This is a genomic window from Maribacter sp. X9, from assembly GCF_048537565.1.
Classification (GTDB): domain Bacteria; phylum Bacteroidota; class Bacteroidia; order Flavobacteriales; family Flavobacteriaceae; genus Maribacter.
Genome location: NZ_CP183215.1, coordinates 745,575 through 768,823 on the forward strand (window position 1 = coordinate 745,575; position 23,249 = coordinate 768,823).

The 23,249-nt window shown below is 40.3% G+C and carries 15 protein-coding genes; 10 read left to right on the forward strand and 5 right to left on the reverse strand.

Annotated features, from left to right (window positions below; genetic code table 11):
• Positions 1-35 precede the first annotated feature (35 nt).
• Entirely contained in the window at positions 36-197 is a 162-nt protein-coding gene (locus tag ACNR9Q_RS03205; RefSeq protein ID WP_419213166.1) for a hypothetical protein, read from the forward strand.
• A 266-nt stretch (positions 198-463) separates the two neighbouring features.
• On the opposite strand, the gene ACNR9Q_RS03210 is transcribed toward ACNR9Q_RS03205, so the two are convergent.
• On the reverse strand, positions 464-2,863 hold the full coding sequence (locus ACNR9Q_RS03210; RefSeq protein ID WP_419213167.1) for a TonB-dependent receptor domain-containing protein: 2,400 nt from the start codon (positions 2,861-2,863) through the stop codon (positions 464-466).
• A gap of 111 nt (positions 2,864-2,974) precedes the next feature.
• A complete protein-coding gene (locus ACNR9Q_RS03215; RefSeq protein WP_419213168.1) occupies positions 2,975-5,374 on the reverse strand; it encodes an outer membrane beta-barrel protein in 2,400 nt (799 codons plus the stop codon).
• A gap of 202 nt (positions 5,375-5,576) precedes the next feature.
• Between ACNR9Q_RS03215 and lepA the strand changes: the two genes are divergently transcribed.
• Entirely contained in the window at positions 5,577-7,373 is a 1,797-nt protein-coding gene (lepA, locus tag ACNR9Q_RS03220) for a translation elongation factor 4 (protein ID WP_419213169.1), read from the forward strand.
• On the opposite strand, the gene ACNR9Q_RS03225 is transcribed toward lepA, so the two are convergent.
• Positions 7,370-9,232 carry a cation:proton antiporter gene (locus ACNR9Q_RS03225; RefSeq protein WP_419213170.1) on the reverse strand — a complete coding sequence of 621 codons (1,863 nt, stop codon included), beginning with the start codon at positions 9,230-9,232 and terminating at the stop codon, positions 7,370-7,372. The two genes, lepA and ACNR9Q_RS03225, sit on opposite strands and share 4 nt — an antisense overlap.
• A 64-nt stretch (positions 9,233-9,296) precedes the next feature.
• The gene (locus ACNR9Q_RS03230; RefSeq protein WP_419213171.1) at positions 9,297-11,501 is read right to left on the reverse strand and encodes an APC family permease; all 2,205 of its coding nucleotides are present in this window, start codon (positions 11,499-11,501) and stop codon (positions 9,297-9,299) included.
• Between the two features lie 299 nt (positions 11,502-11,800).
• On the opposite strand from ACNR9Q_RS03230, the gene ACNR9Q_RS03235 reads away from it, so the two are divergent.
• The 7 genes from ACNR9Q_RS03235 (at position 11,801) to ACNR9Q_RS03265 (ending at position 20,708) form a co-directional block, all read left to right on the forward strand.
• Positions 11,801-13,732, forward strand: a complete 1,932-nt coding sequence (locus tag ACNR9Q_RS03235; RefSeq protein ID WP_419213172.1) for an ATP-binding protein — start codon at positions 11,801-11,803, stop codon at positions 13,730-13,732.
• 11 nt (positions 13,733-13,743) lie between these two features.
• Positions 13,744-14,136: a response regulator gene (locus ACNR9Q_RS03240; protein ID WP_419213173.1), complete on the forward strand. Its 393-nt coding sequence runs from the start codon at positions 13,744-13,746 to the stop codon at positions 14,134-14,136.
• A gap of 78 nt (positions 14,137-14,214) precedes the next feature.
• Positions 14,215-15,075 carry an MBL fold metallo-hydrolase gene (locus ACNR9Q_RS03245; RefSeq protein ID WP_419213174.1) on the forward strand — a complete coding sequence of 287 codons (861 nt, stop codon included), beginning with the start codon at positions 14,215-14,217 and terminating at the stop codon, positions 15,073-15,075.
• Positions 15,076-15,131: 56 nt separating this feature from the next.
• Positions 15,132-16,781 (forward strand): S8 family peptidase, encoded by a 1,650-nt coding sequence (locus ACNR9Q_RS03250; RefSeq protein ID WP_419213175.1) that lies wholly within the window; start codon positions 15,132-15,134, stop codon positions 16,779-16,781.
• 14 nt (positions 16,782-16,795) lie between these two features.
• A complete protein-coding gene (locus tag ACNR9Q_RS03255) occupies positions 16,796-18,649 on the forward strand; it encodes a M1 family metallopeptidase (protein WP_419214242.1) in 1,854 nt (617 codons plus the stop codon).
• 66 nt (positions 18,650-18,715) lie between these two features.
• On the forward strand, positions 18,716-19,099 hold the full coding sequence (gene rnpA / locus ACNR9Q_RS03260; protein ID WP_419213176.1) for a ribonuclease P protein component: 384 nt from the start codon (positions 18,716-18,718) through the stop codon (positions 19,097-19,099).
• Positions 19,080-20,708, forward strand: coding sequence for a S41 family peptidase (locus ACNR9Q_RS03265; protein ID WP_419213177.1), 1,629 nt, complete (start codon positions 19,080-19,082; stop codon positions 20,706-20,708). Before rnpA ends, ACNR9Q_RS03265 begins: the two co-directional genes overlap by 20 nt.
• On the opposite strand, the gene ACNR9Q_RS03270 is transcribed toward ACNR9Q_RS03265, so the two are convergent.
• The gene (locus ACNR9Q_RS03270; protein ID WP_419213178.1) at positions 20,705-21,607 is read right to left on the reverse strand and encodes a 3-keto-disaccharide hydrolase; all 903 of its coding nucleotides are present in this window, start codon (positions 21,605-21,607) and stop codon (positions 20,705-20,707) included. The genes ACNR9Q_RS03265 and ACNR9Q_RS03270 overlap by 4 nt on opposite strands.
• 111 nt (positions 21,608-21,718) lie before the next feature.
• Between ACNR9Q_RS03270 and ACNR9Q_RS03275 the strand changes: the two genes are divergently transcribed.
• Entirely contained in the window at positions 21,719-23,224 is a 1,506-nt protein-coding gene (locus tag ACNR9Q_RS03275; protein ID WP_419213179.1) for a S10 family peptidase, read from the forward strand.
• Positions 23,225-23,249 lie beyond the last annotated feature (25 nt).

Genomic DNA, 23,249 nt, shown 5'->3' on the forward strand with positions numbered 1-23,249 from the left:
TAGAACGTAACTTCAATGATTAGAAACCATAGGGCATGAAATTTATAGGACGTTTACCTGAAGGAGATAAGCGGCAACCTCTAAGCCAAAATTGGGCTGATTACAATGACCGTAACGTAAAAGGTTCATTTGAGTGTAAGCGCCCCAACATTTCCGTTGGTTTTGATGAAAATTACTTAAAATTTCAGGGGTGTTAAAGCCCGGATGTTAAGCACCGGAATAAGGCGTGCCCACAATGTCTATTTTTAACCCTACCACAAATATCTTGTATAGGGCCGTGGATAAAAATGCTCCTTAAGTTTTTTATGGAAGATTGAAAATTATGCCTTCCCGTATTATCTCATGACGTCACGTATTTAGGTTTGTCAAGTAACAGAAATAACGGTGGAACGGGAAATACCAATCCTTTTATTACAGAAAGGAAGGAGTAGGTTGAACTGTGAAGTGATTAAGGAAAGGTATGCTATAAACGGTTACCCTCATCGGTATTTTTTCGTTTATAGTTATCCTTAATTCTTGTGTTGCCAAACTTATATCGGAATCCAAAGACGAACAGTCTGTTCTCTGCTCTGGTAAATGTGCTATTATTCTGGTCTAGATAGTTTCTGGTAGCGAATTTATTATTGTCATTGAAGATATCCTCTATGGCCAATGAAACACTTGCCGCTTTGTTCCATAGGGTCTTACGAACTGTCAATCCTAATTTACCATATGACTCGATTCGGGAATTACCTCTGATGCGTGGTGAAAAATGGGTGTATGTTATATCGGCAAAAAGAGATCGGTCACTTAAAAAAGTAAAGCTGTTGGTAGCACGGATATGAGTCGTCCAAATAGAATTTTTAATAATGGTGTTCGAGTTTAGATCGGTAAAACTGTCCTCGTCGTAAAAATGGCTTATTAAAAAAAAGGTGTTCCAAAAGGTGGTAAGGTCCTTTGAAAAACTGGCGTCGGCACCATAATAATAATTGGTCTTAAGGTTTATATATTGCAAGCGCAAAATATTTGCGTTGTTGTCTTGAAAAACCTGTTGAGATTGTTCATTGCTCTGTTTTCCACCAAACAAGACCAACTTATACGCCTTGTCATAAACATAATCCAATTGAACATAATCTCTATAGGCCGGTTTGAGGTTGGGATTGCCTTCCTCAATGGAATTTGCAGTCTGATAGAATTGAAATGGATTGATGACGTTGTACTTGGGTCGGATAATACGTCTGTAGGACTTTAAGAAGAACCCGTTTTTATTCGGGATGTATGATACCGAAAGGGAGGGAAACCAGTTAAGGTACTCGTTGTTGTTTACATTTGCGCCGGTATCCAATTTACCATTGGTATCTGTATACTCTGCCCGCAGACCGACATTCAGTTTCCAGTTTTCCCAGCTGTTATTAAAGCTTATGTAAGAGGCATATATATCTTCGTCATAATTAAAAACACCAGACTCTGTTGGGTTTACGCCCGCCCTCAATTGATCAAACCCTGCCTGAACGATACTGGCCTCAGAATTAATGACCGCATAACGCGCGCCCGTTTCCATCGTAGTATGTTGATTCAAAGGAAGTGTGAAATCGGTCTGTACACTATATAAATTGATGATTTGATCCGAACCTACCGAAAAAGTATTCTGTGAGATAAATTGCGATTCTTCATCAAAAATGGTATTGTTCAATTGTTGATTTTGCTTAAAATCATAATAGGTGAAATGGGCGTTCACCGATAGTTCAGCACCCTTATCATTTAACTTGTTGATCCAATCCAAATAATAGGCGGTATTGAACACATCGTTGTTAGAGGTATTGCTACTCTGCCAGCGAGCCGATCGATTACCATCGGTATCGGATATCTCGGTTCGGGAGTCAAAAGCGCGCAGCATATTCGGCGAAAAACTCGTATTGGAAGATAGACTAAGGGTGTTCTTGTCATCAAGCTCAATATCTAGGAACAGATTGAGGTTGTGGCCCTTTCTTCGGTCAATGGATTTCTGCTCGGCCGCCCATGTTTCATTAGCTGTGCCGTTTTCAAAAAAATTGGTGATTTCAGTGTACCTGACCCAGTCCCTATCATCACTATAACTGTAGTTTGTGGAAAAATCCACCTTTCGACTCTTGAAAAAATGGTCCATTCCCAACGTATGTTTTGGCAATACGCCTTGCGTATACCGGTTGAAGACAGAGCCGTTATAGCCTGAAACTAGGTTTTTCTTCATTTTTATGTCGATCATCAGACCTCCTTCCGCACTGTATTTTGCGGGTGGACTCGTAATGACCTCAATAGATTCTACATTGCCCGCAGAATTGCCGGAAAGCAGGTTTATAAGATCCTCTTGTGGCAGATTGATGCGCTTTCCATTGATCATGACACTAACATTGGGGCTTCCGTTAATATACAACGTATTATCCATCACCATTACCCCGGGGGTACGCTTTAAAACATCCCAAATATCATTTTCAGAAAGTGCCGTGTTGGCTATGTTAAAAACCAACCGATCCGCCAATTGTTCAAGCCTAGGTTTTTGTCGGGTAACGGTAACCTCATCCAATTCTTGGGCATTGTTGAGAACTAGGGTTTCCATAGCGGTATCTGCGGATACTTGAAATATGGAACTTTCAACAGTGTCTCCGAAATAACTGACAGCAATTCGGTAATCTCCCCCGATAACCGAAGTGAATTCATAAGCTCCGTTGTCGTCTGTTACGGTTCCTTTGACAAAAGTGCCTTCCGTGGTTAGTAAAAGTATATTGGCTAAAGCGATAGGACGCTCTTCAACGTCTAGAACTAATCCGGTAATACGAAACTCTTGGGCAAAGGTGAGGGAAACCGTTAGCCCAAGAAGAAGTGATATGATATAATCCCTCTTCATTCTTAATATGTGTTGGGGCTAAAAATAGGAAAGTAAATCGGAAATGTCTGACAGAAAAGTCAACTATTTAACAGTCCTATACCTACCTTGTTGAAAAATAAATAGTTACAATCATTCTAAGCGTTCGCGCTCAATTTTTTCAATCTCCCGCTGGTTGTCCTCTAAACGGAAATTTCCAAAATTATAAGTGAATCCAAAGCGGACGTATTGTGTTTCTGGCCTAACCAAATAGCGGTTATCCTGATTTAAATAATTTGAATTGATGTAGGAATTATACTTCCCCAAAAGGTCATTGGCACTAATACTCAAAATAGCCCTGTTCTTCATGAAAGATTTTCTAAATCCTAACGTTAGATTCGTAGATTCCTCCTGTATATAAGACCCTTGCAAATAGCCTGACATATATACAAACCCTAGTTCACCTTTAAAAGTACCATCTTTGGAAAGGGTCAAATAATTGGTCAGGTCAACATAAGCTCCATTAAACTGATTGTTATATGAATAAGCGTCACTTTGTAAGGCCATGAACGTTTCGTCTTCATGAAAAAGGGAAATATAACTATATACATACCAATTATTGCTGATCGACTTCCCATAGGTAAAATCAAAGCCATAGGAAGTACTTTTCAATACATTTTGGGTGATATCCCTTAAAACCTGGTTTTCATTGTCCTGAAAGGTAAGTGTTGAAATATACCGTCCGTTGTCCCGAAAATAAAAATCAAAAAAATATTCTTGGTTCAGGGTGTAGTTCAAATTAAAATTATTACTAAAACTGGGCAGTAAATTGGGGTTTCCTTCTTCAAACGTTCGTTCGTTAATATAGGTCCTAAAAGGATTCAGGTCATCATACCTCGGCCGTTTTAGCTTTCTGGAATAGTCAAAAGAGAGGCTATGGTTTTCATTGATGTTGTGTAGAATGTATGCCGAAGGAAAAAGTTCGAAATAGTTTAGTCCATTTATCTCAGCCACATTTAGCGATACTCCGTTGCTCTCTGTCTGCTCAGCTCTTAAGCCTGCTTTTATACTCCATTTTTCCCAATCTTTGGATAAGCTGAAATAGCCTGCAAACACTTTTTCATCGTAGCTGTAATCGTCCGATAAATTAGGAACGAACACTAATCCACTATTCCTTAAAAAATAGTCAAGAATACTCTCCGAATGAATAAAAGATCCCTTAAGTCCAGTTTCAAAAGACCAATTTCCCATACTGCTATAATCTATTTGGGCCGTTTTGATTTTGATTTGCTGGTCTGCGTTAGTAAAAAAATTAAAATCACGGATAAACGAACCGTCAGGCAAAAAGTAATCGGAATTGACATCTTGGGAGCGGCTAAGATCAAAATAGGTATAGTGTGCATTTACACTAAGATTTTGGTTTTCCTTAAAGCGATGTTTAATGGTTAGATCTCCAGATAGATTATTTTTCTCTTCGTTCAAAAAACTGCCTGTCGTAAATGTAGAGTCCAAGACACCTAGCCCATTTTTCATGGTCGTCTTCTGAAAAAAATCAGATTCTTTTTTTGGCTGCAGCTGTGCGTTCGAGGTAAGGCTTAAGGTATTACTATCGTCGAACTCATAGTCTACAACAAGACCAGCTGTATGGGAATTGTTACGTACGACTTGGTCAAAATCAGTATTCCAAATTGAAAAAATACCGGTTTCATTTCTATAATTAATATCGTTCAAGGTGTTCTTAAACTCTTTTTTGGGAGCAAAAGTATAACTGGCATTAACGTTCAATTTGTCTGTCTTGTAGAAATGGGAGGTGCCAAAATTATATTTCGGAAACACACTTTGGGTGTAGCCGACACTGACATTACCCTTATACCCTAAAGAGATATTTTTACTGGTGATGATATTCAGAATGGAGCCACCTTCTGCATCGTAACTAGCTGGTGGATTGTAAATAACCTCAACCGATTTTATGTTTTCCCCTTGGTAATTTTCCAATAAATTACGTACCTCTTCTGGGGATAATTGTACTTTTCGGTCATTTATATAGATTGTGGTGGCTTGGTTTCGAACCTGCAATTCATCTCCCGTAACAATAACTCCGGGGGTTTGTTTTAGAATATCCCACGAATTACTCTGTGAAATCACGGTGTTTTCAACATTAAAAACGATACGGTCCACTTTTCGGTCTACCACAGGCCTATTTCCGCTTACGGTTACTTCGTTCAACTCCTCAACGTGTTGTTCAATAATGACCGCGCCTATCTTCGTATCCCTTAAAATTTCGATCGTAAGGTTTTCAGAAATTTGCCCTACATAGGATGCCTTTAAAAAATAAAGTCCTTCGTTGATATTCGTAATTGAAAAACTACCATTTTCATCCGCAGAGGTACCTTTGACCAAGGTGGAGTCGGTCACGGTCAATAGGAAAACGGAAGCGAAAGCTATGGGTTCCCTATATTGGTTCCTGACCTCCCCTCTCAACTCAAAGGTTTGTCCGATTACACTTTGGGAAATACCCAGTGCAATACCTAAAGTCGCAAGTAGTAGTTTCAATTTTGGTTTGGGTTGAATTCCAAATCTAACGAAAATCCATTGTTTTCCTTTACAATTTTTGTAATCTATGCACACTTAGGTAGCAATAAATTGATATTGACCCCAAAGCATAGCGCAATAAATTAGATTATATTTGCAATTGCTCTTTTAAAACCTAGAACTATTTAGGTTTTTAACTAGCTTTATGATTACTGGTACCGCTATGAAAAACATAAGAAATTTCTGCATAATCGCACATATAGACCATGGTAAAAGCACCTTGGCCGATCGTCTCTTAGATTTTACGGGCTCTGTTACGGAACGGGAGAAAAAAGAGCAATTATTAGATAGTATGGATCTTGAACGGGAGCGTGGCATTACCATAAAAAGCCATGCCATTCAAATGGATTATACCTATAAAGGGGAACAGTACATCTTAAACCTTATTGACACTCCTGGCCATGTTGATTTCTCCTATGAGGTTTCACGATCCATTGCCGCTTGTGAAGGCGCACTATTGGTGGTTGATGCCGCTCAGAGCATACAGGCACAGACCATTTCAAACCTTTACCTGGCCTTGGAAAACGACTTGGAAATTATTCCTGTTTTGAACAAGGTGGATCTGCCGAGTGCCAACCCTGAGGAAGTTACCGATGATATCGTCGATTTGTTAGGATGTAAGGCAGAGGATGTAATTCCTGCCAGTGCTAAAACCGGTATTGGCATTGAGGAAATTTTAACGGCCATTATAGAACGCATCCCAGCCCCAAAAGGCAATCCTGACGAAGCGCTACAAGCCCTTGTTTTCGATTCTGTTTACAATCCGTTTAGAGGGGTTGAGACCTATTTTAGGGTGGTAAACGGATCCATAAAGAAAGGTCAGAAAATAAAATTCGTTGCCACCGATAAAAGTTATTATGCCGATGAAGTAGGCACCTTGAAATTAATACAGCATCCTAAAAAAGAAATAAAAGCCGGTGATGTAGGTTATTTGATTACCGGAATAAAAGATGCGCGGGAAGTGAAAGTGGGCGATACCATTACCGATTCAGCGGACCCTACCAAAAATCCCATTGCAGGTTTCGAGGATGTAAAACCCATGGTCTTTGCGGGAATCTATCCTGTAGATACCGAAGATTTTGAAGAGCTACGTTCTTCTATGGAAAAATTACAGCTGAACGATGCATCCTTGGTTTTTGCCGCAGAAAGTAGTGCGGCCTTGGGCTTTGGTTTCCGTTGTGGGTTCTTGGGGATGCTGCATATGGAAATTATACAAGAACGCTTGGAACGCGAGTTCGATATGACGGTAATTACCACCGTACCAAACGTTAGTTACCACGCATTTACACGTAAAGACAGTGAGGTTCCTTTGATTGTAAACAACCCTAGCGATTTGCCCGATCCATCAACCATAGACCGTGTTGAAGAGCCTTATATAAAAGCTACTATCATTACAAAAGCCGACTTTGTGGGCAACGTGATGTCTCTATGTATTGAAAAAAGGGGGCAGATTACCAATCAGACCTATTTGACTACGGAGCGTGTAGAACTTAATTTCGACATGCCCTTAGCGGAAATTGTATTCGATTTTTATGACCGTTTAAAAACCGTTTCGAAGGGTTATGCTTCGTTTGATTATACCCCAATAGGCATGCGTACCTCTAAATTGGTGCGCGTTGACATATTGTTGAACGCCCAACCCGTAGATGCCCTTTCTGCTTTGATCCATTTTGATAATGCAACTACAATTGGCAAGAAGATGTGCGAAAAACTGAAAGAGCTTATTCCAAGACAACAGTTCGACATTCCTATACAAGCGGCCATAGGATCTAAAATTATATCTAGGGAAACCATAAAGGCCCTACGTAAGGACGTAACCGCCAAATGTTACGGTGGTGATATTTCACGTAAACGAAAACTTTTAGAAAAGCAGAAAAAAGGAAAGAAACGTATGCGCCAAGTTGGTAATGTTGAAATACCACAAGAAGCATTTATGGCCGTTCTTAAACTGAACGATTAAGAGGTTTCAGTGGTTTTTTTCTCTAGCTCAGGCTCGTCGGTAGGAAACATTTTGCCTAAATAGGCCAATTTATACCCTTCCTGAATATCTGTGAAATCTTTACTGAAAGCGGTAATAATTTGAATATCACCTTCTAGATTTTTAAGAAATAACGGAACGATATCTGGATCAGCTTTCGTTATTTCGATCAACCCTTCGTAATGCTCTGTGTCGTGAAGTTCTATTTCATGTACGGCCGGATACTTTCTTGCGGCTTCTGTTAACTTTATAAAATCATCCGTGTGTGAAAATAAACCTTCTTTGGGATTATTTTCCGGATCCCCCATTTCATCTGAATCGACCAATCTAAAAGAGCCATTTTCGCCAAAGGCATCCTGAAATTTATTGATTGCATACCTATTGATATCTGAATTTCCGGTTAAGGCCATTAGATACCCAATATCGTTAAGTTCGATATTGTCGGTCAAGGTATCTGAATAAATATTCGCCGATATGGCCTCCAAGCCCAGTTTTTTAGCCTTATCAATATTGGATTGGTTATTGTCAATCAATACGACGTGCCTATCGTTCTGATGTAAATAATTACCTATCAACCTAGGTGCTTTTGATGCTCCCAATATTAAAATACCTTCTGACTTTTTCAAGAAAACTCCAACCAACTTGGCAAATATGCGTGCCGTAGTGGCATTCAACAATACCGTGCCCAGCACGATCATAAACACCAAGGGGGTTATATATTCTGCTCCCGCTTCCCCTTTGGACAATAATTTGGACCCAAAAAGGGAGGCGATACCTGCTGCTACGATACCCCTAGGACCAACCCAACTTATAAACAATTTTTCGTTAAACTTTAAATTAGACCCAATGGAGCTTAAGAACACGCCAAGAGGTCTGATAATAAATACAATCGACAAAAACAAAACTGCTGTTTGCCAAGTAAAAATCAATTCAAGATCCGCAATGTCGATGTTAGCGGAAAGCAAGATAAAAAGAATAGATATCAACAATACGCTTAAGGACTCCTTAAAATACAGCAGTTCTTTTATATTGGGTAAGTCTGTGTTGCCCATAACCATACCCATTACGACCACGGCCAATAGTCCTGATTCATGTGCGAAAATATCTGACATTACAAAAACTCCCAGTACTACCGACAATGAAACAACGTTCAGCAAATAGTGGGGAATAAAATTCTTCTTGATCAGAAATGTCAGTGCATGTGCAAACGCAAAGCCGAAGGTAAAACCGAACAGTAATATCTTTCCGAACTCGATTAAAGCCGTTTTGGTATACGCTTGGCCCTCACCTACACTTATGAACTCAAACACCAACACGGCAGCCAACGCCCCGATCGGGTCAATTAAAATACCCTCCCATTTAAGTATGGCAGATATATCCTTTTTTAGGGGGATATTCCGAAGAATGGGTGTAATTACGGTCGGCCCTGTTACAATGATTAAAGCTGAAAACAAGAAACAAAGTTGCCATGAAAGCCCAAAAAGAAGGTAAGCCGCCAATGCAGCTGTAAAAAATGTGGTGACACTTCCTAATGTTATCAACTTGGTAATTACCGGGCCAATACTACTGATTTCCGAACGTTTTAGCGTGAGTCCACCTTCAAACAGAATAATACTTATAGCCAAGGAAACGAAATAATACAATCCTTCGCCCGGAAATAGTCCTTTATCCCCATTCCAAATTGGTTCAATAATTTTTGAACCATCCAAGGTATATAAAGTGGATATCGGTCCGACCAATAATCCTATGAGGATCAAAGGTAAAATTGCAGGCAATTTTAAACGCCAAGCCACCCATTGTGCAAGTATTCCAAGAATTATAATGCCGGCAAGTTCTAACATTGAAATTATTTTGGGTAAAAATAAGCATTAAACCAATGTTAGAAACGAATGAACGAAAATCTAGTCAATGATCTTTCATTGTTAATCTCAAGACAGAGCATGCAGATTTTTCGGTGTATTTATCCTTACCTGTTCCGAAGAGTATACGGATCCAATTATCTTTCTGTGGTGTTCCTAAAATAAGTAAATCATAACTTGCCGAAATAGTGGATATCGTGGTTATCGAGTCATTACTTTTTTCAATAATGACCGAACTTTGGGTAGGCACTTTTCGTAAAAGCGTTACAGAGTGATTGCGCATGGCTTCGACCTCTTCTTCCTCCATATCGTCTTGAACTACATGTAACAAGGTCAAGGAAGCATTGTAAAAGGAGCATATTCTATCGGCTACGGCGATAAAATTCTTGTCCTTACGCCCTGGTCTAAGTGCCAACAATACTTTACCTATATGTCTGACACCAACATCTTTAAAAAGTGCAAAATCTGAATTAATGTTCGTCAGCAACCAACCTATTGGATTGCTGACCAAAATACCGCTATGCGCCCTTCCGTTCCAGCCCATGACCAACCAATCACAATTGGTTTGATTACTTAGCTCGTGTATGGTATCCGAAATTTCATGGGTAACGGCAGCCTCAAAATCGATGTTGACGTTTCTTGAAATGGCCAATTGGGAGATGCGCCGTTCTAATGAAGCAATTTTGGGATTCTCCTCGACCATAGCGTCCAAAAATGTTTGATTGGGCACCTCGGTGATGTTCACCGCTTGAATCTTATCTCGTTTATTAATTGCGGCGGCTATTTCTACCAGCATTTCTGGTGACCTTTCATTTCCTAGTAAGGGTACGACGACCCCGGCATCGGACGCCAATTTTCCATCTAAATTTTGAAGTATGCCCGCTTGATTGTTTCTATAGGTTATCTGCCCTTTACCCTTTCTTTTATAAAATAGATACAAGGCCGGCCTATGTCCATATTTCCGTAGAATTCCTGTTCTTGTGGCATTTTTACCGAAGTAGAAGTAAATTAAAAACCCAATGGCAAGAATAATGATAATGGCCAGTAAAGGGCCCATCCCCAATAAAATCAATAAAGCGATTCCAGTAAAAATACCGAACAATTGAACAAAAGGATAAAGGGGCGACTTATAAGGAGGAGCATACCATTGTGCCGATGTTTCTCGTAGAACGATGACACATGCATTCACCAAAATAAACATCATCACCATAAATGCACTGGCCAACTTGGCAATCTTCTCCACATCTAAGAATAATATTACAAGTGCCATGACGAAGCATGTCATCGTAATAGTGACCACGGGCGTTAAGTACTTGGAATGAATCTTGGACATAAAATCAGGAAGTAGTTTGTCCCTCGCCATAGCAAAAGGAAATCGAGAAGCAGCCAAAACTCCAGAGTTTGCCATTGAGATCAAGGTAATGACACCTACAATCGCAGCTATATAACCAATGGCACTTCCCCCTAGAAGATTGGCAATGGAATAAATGGGTTTAATGTCTGTTTTCAATGCTTCTAATGGCAAGTTACCCACGAGCACGAATGCAACTACCACATATATCACGGTCATTATGAACAATGACAGTAGCATAGCCCTGGGCAAATTCATACTCGGGTTTTTGATTTCTCCGGCAATCGCAGCTACTTTGGTCACGCCTGCATAAGAAATATAAACAAAGGCCACCGTGGTAAACAATCCCATTTTACCTTTAAGCATAAAGGGGTCTAAAAGTGTCGCAGAGGTTCTGGGAAGTCCAAAAATCAAGATCAAGGCAAGGCTGATAAGGCTGATGGAAACAATTACAATTTGAACCTTACCCACTTTCTTTACCCCTAGGATGTTCAAAAAGAGAATCACGACCAAAAAGACCAAGGCAATATATTTCGTAATACCCGTCTCTATATTTACCAATACGGTGAGATAAGCCCCAAAACCAACTAAAGCGAAGGCACTTTTTAGTAGAAGGGATAGCCATAGGCCAATACCCGCTATAGTGCCGAACAGGGGTCCGAAAGCCCGTTCAATATAAACGTACGTCCCTCCAGACGAAGGCATTGCCGTAGCCAACTCAGATTTGGACAGCGCCGCGGGCAAAATACAAACAGCGGCCAAGAGGTAGGCCAACCAAACCGATGAGCCCGTTTTTGCCGCCGCCAAACCAGGTAGCACAAAAATACCACTGCCCAACATACCTCCAATACTGATGGCGACTACAGATGTTAGGGATAAACTACGTTCTAATTTTTTCAATTTGGCTAACTATGAATATTAAAAATAGCCCTTTTTTATCTTTCCAAAGAGTAATTTGCAAAACCATGTAGTACGACATAAGTGTACTTGTCTAACTTTAAAAAGTGATCTGCCAATGGAAAAAATTACAAATCACTGTTTATTAGCGTTCTAAATAGATGAAATGCCGTTAATCCTTATAATTTTTATAGAAATAAGTTGCAAATTTGCAACCTATATAGCTTCTGTTTAAAAATTGCTCCTACTTTAGGCGGATGGCTTTTTAAAATTCCTACGATTCCTTTTTTCAAATGAAAACTGTGCCAAAAAAAATCATTTTTAAGAATCCCGTTCTAATGGGATTCTTGGTATTCCTTTTTGTTTTGCTACTCACCCAATACCTCACTTATCAACATTCTCATCTATTACAGATGAAAGAAAATATCGAGGTGGCCAAACACGCCGTAGAAATTGAAAACAAACTGGAGAACATTTTAAGTCAAAGTTTTTCCTCTACGGCAACTTTGGGCTTTATAGTGGAGAATTATGGTGTTCCTAAAGATTTTGACAGCATCGCCAGAATATTACTTAGTTCTAATAAACATGTGGACGCTTTAGAACTCGTAAACAGTACAGGTGAAATTACCCACGTTTATCCCTTAGAAACAAACCAAGTAATAGGTTTCAATATTCTACAGGATTCCATAGGGAAGACAGGGGCTTTTACCGCTATAGAGCGAAAAGGGTTCTTTACTGCCGGACCCATACCCTTAAAACAAGGAGGTGAGGGTTTTGTGAGCAGGGTTCCCATTTTTAGGGAAGACTCCTTTTTAGGGTTTGCGGCGGCCATAGTCAAGCTTCCATCCCTAATGAATTCCATTCGATTGGATTCGATACAAAATGGTCACTTTTCTTATCAACTTTCAAAAATTAATAAAGATAACTCCGAAGAGATTTTCTTTCGTTCTAAAAAATTCGAGCGACATAAGGGCTACGTCCATTCCATAACCATGAACAATGCAGAATGGAATCTAAAGGTAGTTTCGAATAAAAATATAGACTATTCTACCGTAGCCCTATATTCCATTTTAGGACTTCTTTTCTCTTTGCTCTGTGGTTTTATAATGTGGCAATTTATTAGGTTACCACAATATCTTAGCAGGGTCTTGCATAAGAAAACAAAATTATTAAGGGAAAGTAAGTACAAATTTAAAACCCTAGTGGAGCAAGCAACCGATGGAATATTTCTCACTAGTGCTGAAGGTCTTGTATTGGAAGTGAACTTAAAAGGGGCAGAAATGTTGGGTTATACCATCAACGAACTCATAGGACTGAACTTAACCGATATTTACGATAAAGAGGACATCATTGCAAATCCTATAAAGTTTAAAGAACTTGAAAATGGAAGACCTATAATTCATGAACGATTAATGGTGCGAAAAAACGGGACTCGTTTTTATGCCGAAATCACGGCTAAAATGTTGGACAATGGTAATTTGTTGGGTATTGGTAGGGATGTAACGGAACGAAAAGAAGCGAGGGAAATTCTTGAGGAAAAAAACAAAGAACTGGAAAAAACAAATGCCGAACTTAACCAGTTTGTGTATAGTGCATCACATGAATTAAGAGCACCGTTGAGTTCTGTTCTGGGCCTTCTTGAAATAATTAAGTTGGAGGAAAATGAACCTCAACTTATAGAAAAACTGGACATGATGGATATGGCTATCAAAAATTTAGATGGTTTTATTAGCGACATCATCCAATATTCTAGAAACAGGCACGTTGAAGTTGAAGGAGAATTAATTGATTTTAACAGCTTGGTGCAAGAATCCTTGGCCAGTTTGTGGTATTTGAAAAACAGAAATAAAATTGCCATAGAAGTTTCGGTCGAAGATACAGTACCTTTCATTTCAGATAGAAAACGGGTATCGGTTTTACTGAACAATTTTATTTCCAATGCCATCAAGTATCACAATTTAGATGGTAACGCCCCATATATCGATATTACTATTAAAACAAATGCCGACTATGCCACAATGGAAATAAAGGATAACGGACCTGGTATCGAAAAAGAACATCTTGACAAGATCTTCAATATGTTCTATAGGGTTCCTTCAAGAATCACGGGTTCGGGCATAGGGTTGTTCATTGTCAAAGAAGTATTGAATAAATTGAAGGGCGATGTTACGATTGAATCTGAACCAAATCAAGGGACTGTGTTCTTTGTAACTATTCCCAATCAAAAACTATAACGGTTTCTTAGATGAACTTAAAAAAGATTTTACTTGTTGACGATTCTGAAATGGATAATTTCATCAACAAAACCATTATCGAAAAAACAAAAATTCCGGTAGCTATTCAAATAAAGACTTCTGCACTTGAAGCATTGCACCATCTTAAGGAATTAGATAATAATATTACGCTTTTTCCAGATATTATATTTTTAGACATCCGCATGCCATTAATGGACGGGTTTCAATTCATGGAAGAGTACATAAAATTACCTCAAGAAGTTAGAGAAAAATGTAAAGTCTATATGCTCAGCTCTTCTTTGGACCCGGGTGATATACAAAAATCTGAAAATAATATCGGGGTTGAAAAATATCTTACAAAGCCGTTAGCTCATCATTCTTTGGGAGAACTCATTGATCAGTAATGCCTACAATCACGTTAAAATCTCTTAAAAAGGCGACAAACCCTATGTATTTTAGTAATTTGTACGCCTTTATATTTTATGAAAATATATCCTATCGAGACCGGTAATTTTAAGTTGGATGGTGGTGCCATGTTCGGTGTTGTTCCTAAGACCATTTGGCAGCGTACCAATCCGGCAGATGAACTTAATCTAATCGATATAGCCGCTAGAAGCCTCTTGATCGAAGATGGCGACCGACTCACACTGGTAGATACGGGGATGGGTAACAAACAATCCGATAAATTTTTTGGATACTATTACCGTTGGGGTAACTATGATATAGATTCTTCTTTAAAAAATGCTGGGTTTCACAGGGACGAGATTACCGATGTTTTTCTGACCCACCTCCATTTTGACCACTGTGGCGGGGCCATTCAGTGGAACAAAGATAGAACTGGTTATGAACCCGCTTTTAAGCATGCCAAATTTTGGACCAATGAAAAACATTGGAAATGGGCAACAGACCCCAATCCACGGGAAAAGGCTTCCTTTTTAAAAGAAAATCTAATTCCGATGCAAGAAAGCGGTCAATTGAAATTTATCGGCCGTACAGATGAAAAATACCTCGCCGATTCACCATTAGGATTTGACATCCGTTTTGTTGATGGCCATACAGAAAAGCAAATGCTGCCCCAATTCGAATATAAAGGCAAGACCATCGCCTACATGGCCGATTTAATCCCCACCGTTGGACATATACCGCTGCCCTACGTCATTGGTTACGACACAAGGCCATTGATTACCATGGAAGAGAAAGAATTGTTTTTAAATCAAGCCGTTGACAATAACTATTATCTGCTTTTTGAACATGATGCCCATAATCAATTATGTACGCTCAAACGAACTGAAAAAGGAGTACGTTTAGATCGAACATTTACCTTCAATGAGCTGTTCAACTAATTGTTCAATACTAAAATCTTATAAACACAAAATAACCCTAACACACATTCCCCTATATGACAAAGACATATTTTAAATCGCTAATCTTTATTTCGCTAATCGCTCTATTCTCAGGTTGTGGTACTACCAGTTCGGCCGGTGGAGGAGGGCTAATCTTAACGCCCGTTGAAAACATTGATTCGACCCCTCTCAAAATTGCCGACCTCACCGAGGACGAAGAAAAGAATTGGGGCCATTTGGACTTAGTCGCCGACACCATCCCCGGTATGAGCGTGAATAAAGCCTATAATGAAATCATCAAAAATAGAAAAGGAACTAAAACGATAGTTGCCGTGCTTGATTCTGGAATCGATTTAACCCATGAAGATCTTGATGGGGTTCTATGGACGAATACCGATGAAAAACCTGGCAACAACAAAGATGATGATGGCAATGGGTATATAGATGATATTCATGGTTATAACTTCTTAGGCGATTCATACAATGAGCAATTGGAGTATGTTCGTATGCTAAGACTTAACATAGGAGATGCCACAACATTGGCCAAGGCAAAAGCCAAACTGGATACCGAGCATACGAAGGCCCTACAGAACAAGCAACAATATGAACAAATATTACAAGCTGTGAAAGATGCCGATGTTGCGGTCAAACAATATTTGAAGAAAGAATCCTATACACAAGAAGACCTTTCAAGTATTAAGGCGACCGACGAGGCCATGCAGCGAAATATTTCGGTTCTTAATCAAATGTTCAGTATAAAGGATACCATACCAGAGGTGATTGAAGAATTGGGAAAAGGCATTAAATATTTCACCGAACAATTGAACTACAACCTCAACAAGGATTTTAACGGTAGAGCCCCTGTAGGAGATGATGCGTATGATATCACCGATATCAACTACGGCAATGGTAATCCAAAAAACAGGGTGGACGATGAAAGCCATGGCACCCACGTTGCCGGAATTATCGCTGCCGAGCGCAATAATGGTAAAGGTGTGAATGGGGTGGCCAACAATGTTGCCATAATGAGTATCAGAGCGGTGCCGAATGGTGACGAGTATGACAAGGATATCGCACTGGGAATTCGTTATGCCGTTGACAACGGTGCCCGTGTAATTAACGGAAGTTTCGGAAAATCGTTTTCACCAAAAGCCCAATGGGTATACGATGCTATTAAGTACGCGGCCGACAACAATGTGCTCTTTGTGCATGCTGCCGGTAATGACGGTGCGAATTTAGACGACCCTACCAACGCCAATTTCCCAAATGATCAAATTAAAAATGGCCCAGAATTTGCCGACAACGTGATTACAGTAGGGGCATTGAACCCTGAATACGGATCAGAATTGGTAGCATCCTATTCCAATTATGGGGATATAAACGTAGATGTATTCGCTCCGGGAACCGATATATATTCGACCTTTCCTAATAATGAGTATGAGTTTTCGCCAGGTACATCAATGGCGGCTCCAGCGGTTGCCGGTGTAGCTGCATTGGTGATGTCCCAATATCCATCATTGACCGCGGCACAGGTGAAAAAGATTATATTGCAATCTGGCTTGCCTATAAAGTCGAAAGTAATATTGGCTGGTGATAATTCAAAAAGTGCCACCTTGGACGAAATCTCCACCTCAGGTAAAATCGTCAATGCCTATAATGCATTGGTAATGGCAAGCAAGGTAGCTGCAGGACAAATTAAATTATAATTTTTATGACACAGATGACTAAATCAATCCTAGCCTTTCTTGCGATACTTTGTTCAACTGCCTCCTTTGCCCAAGGCAATGCCTGCTATTGGCAACAACACGTGGACTATACTATGGAGGTGGACATGAATGTTGAAAATTTTCAATATACCGGAACCCAACAGTTGGTATATACCAACAATTCCCCTGATGAATTAAACAGGGTTTACTTTCATTTATACTTCAACGCCTTTCAGCCAGGAAGTGAGATGGATATTCGATTACAGACCATTGCAGATCCAGATGGGCGAATGATTACAGAAGACAAAGAAAGTAGAATTATGTCTCTTTCAGAAACTGAAATGGGATACCTACATGCTACAACCTTGACACAAGATGGTAATAGCGTTTCTTTTTCAGAAGAAGGCACTGTATTGGTTGTAGAATTGGCTTCTCCAATACCTTCGGGAGGTAAAACGACCTTCGACATGAACTTTAAAGGCCAAGTTCCTTTACAGATCAGACGCTCTGGAAGAAATAGTAGTGAAGGGGTTGCCCTTTCCATGAGCCAATGGTATCCAAAACTAGCCGAATATGATTTTGAAGGGTGGCATGCAGATCCTTATATTGCTAGGGAATTCCATGGTGTTTGGGGAGATTTTGATGTAAAACTGACCTTGGACAAGAAGTATGTTGTTGGTGGTACAGGATACCTTCAAAATGCAGATGAAATTGGTCATGGTTATGAAGCGCCAGGTACGAAAATCAAGAAACAGAAAGGCAAAACATTGACCTGGCATTTTAAAGCCCCTATGGTACATGATTTTATGTGGGCCGCAGACCCAGATTATATTCATGATACGACACAGGTTCCCGATGGTCCTATGTTACATTTCCTATACAAGAACAAGCCAGAAAACTTAGAAAACTGGAAAAATCTTCAACCTAAAACTGTTGAAGCCATGCAGTTTTTTAACAAAAACGTTGGGCCTTATCCCTATGATCAATATTCCGTAATTCAAGGTGGTGACGGTGGTATGGAGTATGCCATGGCGACGCTTATAACAGGCGACCGTAAATTTGGTAGTCTCGTCGGGGTTATGGCACACGAAATGGCACACTCATGGTTTCAACAGGTATTGGGTACTAATGAAGCCAAACACGAGTGGATGGATGAGGGTTTCACTTCGTTTATTTCCACATTATGTATGAACCAGATTATGGGAGAACTTAAGGACAATCCATTTGAAAACACGTACAAAGGGTATCGAAATTTGGCGCTTTCAGGTAAAGAGCAGCCGCAGACCACCTACGCAGATCGATACGCACTTAACTTTGCCTATGGTATTTCGGCCTACAGTAAAGGTTCTATCTTTTTGTCTCAATTGGGTTATGTTATCGGCCAAGATAAGTTAATGGAAACCATTCGAAAGTACTATGCCGATTTCAAATTCAAGCATCCCGTTCCTAATGACATCAAACGTACTGCAGAAAAAGTATCGGGTATGGAATTGGATTGGTATTTGACAGATTGGACCCAAACCACCAACACCATTGATTATGGAATCAAGAGCGTTGATGCTGATGGCACATCTACCAAAGTGACTATGGAACGTATTGGACTAATGCCAATGCCCCTGGATATTTTGGTTGTTTATAACGATGATACAAGGGAAACATTTTATGCGCCCCTACGTATGATGCGCGGGGAAAAAGAGAACCCCTATGAAGGAATACAACGAACGTTAGTGGAAGATTGGCCTTGGGCCTATCCGACTTATGATTTTATAATCAATAAGCCATTATCGTCCATCAAAGCGGTGGTAATAGATCCCTCGCAATTAATGGCGGATGTAAACTTGGAGAACAATGTTTGGCAAGCGGAGTAGGTAATTAAATATATAGTTGATAATTTACACTTTCCCTCTGGGTAATATAAAAACAGATCCTCTAAAATGGATAGATCCTTCGGAAAAAAGGAAAAGCTAAAGAGCCAAAAACTCTTCACCCAGTTATTTGAGGAAGGAAAAAGCATATCCAACTATCCATTGAAATTGATGTATATCCCCGCTCAACACCAAAACGTCGCCATTAAAGCTGGGGTAACGGTATCTAAGCGGAATTTCAAAAGTGCCGTGCAACGAAACAGGATAAAACGTTTGCTCAGGGAAGCCTATCGGCTTAATAAAGCAATGGTTTTTAACAATACCGATGCCGACTTTGCGTTTCTATTTTTATACCTTGGTAGGGAGATGCCCACTTTTGAGCAATTAGATCAACGAATGAAGCTTGTATTGAACAAATTTAAGGTCAAGATTGATGAAAAAAATAGTCAGTAAAAAAGTTCTTATACCCATCATCGCCATAGCGTTCCTATTCGTAGGAAGTAGTTATAAAAGCGACTTTTTCGAAATAGCCAAGCAGATTGAAATCTTCACAACCCTGTTCAAAGAGTTGAATATGAACTATGTTGACGAGACCAATCCGGCAGAATTAATGGATACCGCCATTAAAAATATGCTAGAGGATTTGGATCCCTACACCAAGTTTTTAAACGAACAGGATGTTGAAACTTACCGAATAAATAATGCCGGGGAATATTCGGGCATCGGAGCTTTAGTTCGCACCTACAAAGATAAATTATTGATTGTAGAACCACACGAGGGATATCCGGCAGATAAAGCAGGATTAAAGGCCGGGGATGAAATCATTCAGATTGGAGATATAAAGGTGGCGGATTTTGAGGATAATGCCAGTGAACTTTTAAAAGGGGCCAACGGTTCTACTGTCAACGTCACTTATAAAAGACAGGGCAAAACAAATACAACTACCATAACGCGTGAAGGAATAGAAGTTGATGCCGTTCCGTTCTTTAAAATGATCGATGGTAAAACTGGTTATATCGTATTGTCAAAATTCAACGAAAAAGCCTCTGAGCAAACCAAATCTGCATTACTGGACCTAAAAGGAAAGGGAGCTGAAAAAATAATTTTGGATTTAAGGGACAATCCTGGAGGTTTACTTTCCGAAGCCATAAACGTTACCAACTTATTCGTGCCCAAAGGAGAATTGGTGGTTACGACAAAATCAAAAGTAAAAAAATTCAATCGCGAATACCGTACGAACAACCAACCTGTGGATGAGAAAATCCCTTTGGTCGTTCTCGTAAACGGAAGCAGTGCCTCGGCCAGCGAAATTGTTTCTGGTAGTTTGCAGGACTTGGATAGGGCAGTAATAATGGGGGCCAGAAGTTTTGGAAAAGGTTTGGTGCAAAGGCCTTTGAAGCTTACTTATGGCACACAGTTAAAAGTGACCATTTCTAGATACTATACCGCATCTGGTAGATGTATACAAGCGTTGGACTACTGGAATAGGGATGATAACGGTAATGCGGTAAGAAATACCAAATACAATGATTTTTCTACTCGTAATGGTAGAAAGGTACAAGACGGCGGTGGAATTTTACCCGATATAGAGGTAGCAACGGTTCAAACCAACGACCTTACCTTGGCTCTTTTACAGAACAATGTCATCTTCGATTATGCTACCGATTATTCATACAAGAATAATTTGGAGTCTGTTTCAGATTTCAAATTCACCGATGCAGATTTCAATGCGTTTAAAAACTACGTGAAAAACAGTAATTTTTCATTCGAGACCAAAGCAGAAAAAGCCATTAAGAATGCCCTTTCTGGAGAGGAAAACGATTTCTTGGGAGAAGATGTTAAGGACAGTTATAAAACACTTTTGGTCAATATCGAAAAAGGTAAGATCAATGCCTTGGACAAATACCAAAGTGAGATACAGAAAAATCTTGAGGATGAAATCGTAAAACGATATTTCTATCGTGATGGATTGTACAAGTACTATTTAAACCATGACGATGCCATTCTGGCGGCAACGGAATTATTGGATAACTCCGTTAAATATAATGCGACACTCCATTAATCATAACTACACGCCCCAGGATTCGAAACTACATAATAGTCCTTGAAGTTCGCTGCCTTGGGGTCCATGCATCCTTTTAGGTTCCTTATCTTCATATTTCTAAAGTCAATGGGCTGACCTTCACTCTGCAAAGCGATAAGGCCTTCTTTTAACGGTTTACCATCTTCCTTGAGTGTGGAGTCAAAACCATTGACCACGCCTCCTCCTATTTGGGGCTTGGTATATTGTAGTACTTCTTTTCCATTAATGATGTGGGTAACCAAGGAATCATGATACACGACCAATTCGGCTGTAACCCATTGATCGCCATAATAGGTGTCCGAGGTAGAGTTGATACAATGCCTTGAATCTACTTTACCCTCATAGACCACGTCTGTTCCCGGGGAGCACATGTTTCCGGTAGGGCGTTCCTCCCCCTCAGTGATTCCCGCTAAAAACTGCATCTCGACAGAAATAGGCCAGTCCTGGTCCTTTAGCATAGTTCTAGGGTCTTGGGAATGGAACATGATGCCACTGTTTTTCAAAGTGTAATCCGGAGCACCGGGAAAAAGCTCCCCAACGAAACGGTATTGCATGGTCAAGTGAAAATCTGAAAAAGGCTGGTCGTAATACAAATGGGAAAAACGGTCATTGAACGGTTCTTCGTATTGGTCGTATCGCACAATAATCATATCGTCCTTTACCCTGAAGGTATCCCCAAAATTATCCCCGGATTCATAATGGTGGACCTTGGCGGTCCATCCATCTAGATTTTCCCCATTGAACATATCTACCCATCCATCTTCGCTTTGTTGTGCCGAAACATTATTCGTTAGCAATGCAAAAAGAGCACCCAAAAGGAAATTGGTTTTAGGAATATACTGGCCAAACGGCTTGGTGGATAAGGAACGGTAATACATGTTTTAATTTTTAGAATCATTCAACTATCTAAATGTACAGCAAATTCTAGAAACTTAAGTCGGCTCGTATTTTATAACTACTTTTAGGCTACAAACCAAACTACTCTTTCCATGCGAAACTTATATTTATTAACCCTTTGCCTTACGATGTGTTTAAGGCTTTTTGGACAGGCACCCAAAAAGGAAACCGAACCAAAACCCATTCCACAAGCAAAATCCTTTGTGACCAACCACCAAGGCAGCTTTGGGGGTAAAAGCATCAACTATACCGCTACCGCCAAGGAAACCTTTCTTACCGATAAAAACGGAGACTCCATTGCTACTTTTTGGTCTGTTGCCTACACCAAATCCCCCATGGGTGATGTTGCCAAACGGCCGGTAACCTTTGTGTTCAACGGCGGACCCGGTTCCGCGTCCATGTGGTTGCATATGGGATTCTTTGGGCCAAAAATCGTAAAAGTGGATTCTGAGGCAAAAAGCGACGATGGGGCCGCACCCTATACCCTTATAACGAACGAGCATGGATTATTAGACCTGACCGATCTGGTCTTTATCGACCCTGTTGGAACCGGATACAGCCGTTTGGTAGGAAAGGGAGAGGGAAAGGATTTCTACGGACTCAAAGAAGACGTGGCCTCTTTTGCCCAGTTCATCCGAACTTGGGTGACCGAAAACGAACGTTGGTTCTCCCCGAAATATTTGGCCGGTGAAAGTTATGGCACAACCCGTGCCGCCGCCCTTGGGAAAGCCTTAGAAGGTTCTGGACAGAACATGGCCTTGAACGGAATGATTTTGATATCCCAAGCTTTGGATTACGCAGGGTCAACCTCTGAACCCAATAATATCACTTCCTTCATTACCTATTTGCCTAGTATGGCCGCTACGGCCTGGTACCACAAAAAAGCGGGACAGGGCAAATCCCTAGAAAACTTTACCCAAGAATGCCGTAATTTTACGTATAGTACCTATATACCGGCACTTTATAAAGGAAGTTTACTTTCCGATGACGAGAAAAATACCATTGCGGAGAAGCTGGCCTATTTTACGGGATTGGAGAAAACCTATATCCTAAGGTCCAACCTACGTATTTTGATGGGACGTTTTCAAAAGCAGCTGTTACAGGACAAAGGATTGGCGATTGGTCGTTTAGACGGACGGTTTATGGGCGATGAAGAGGATAAGGTTTCAGAACGTCCCCATTTGGGGGATGCTGCCAGCTACCAAATTAGTGCCGCCTATACGGCAAGCCTTAACCACTATTTTGCATCGGAATTAAAAGTGAAAATGGATAGGCCCTACATTACCTCCGGTGGTGGTTCCAATTGGCGTTGGAGAACCGTGCCCGATGGTCAGTATTGGGAGCCCATGCCGGTCAATACCGCTCCGGAACTTGGGGAAACCATGCGCAGGAATACCGCCATGAAAGTTCTGGTCGCCTGTGGATATTATGATTTGATCACTCCCTTCTTTGATGCGGAATATACCTTTGCCCGAAACGGAATCGTGACGGACCGTGTGGAGATGAAGTATTACGAAGGGGGACATATGATGTACACCCATGAGCCCGATTTAATTCAACTGAGCCAGGATATCCGGGCATTTCTAACCGAAGACTAACACTTTCCCATCTAAACAACCCATT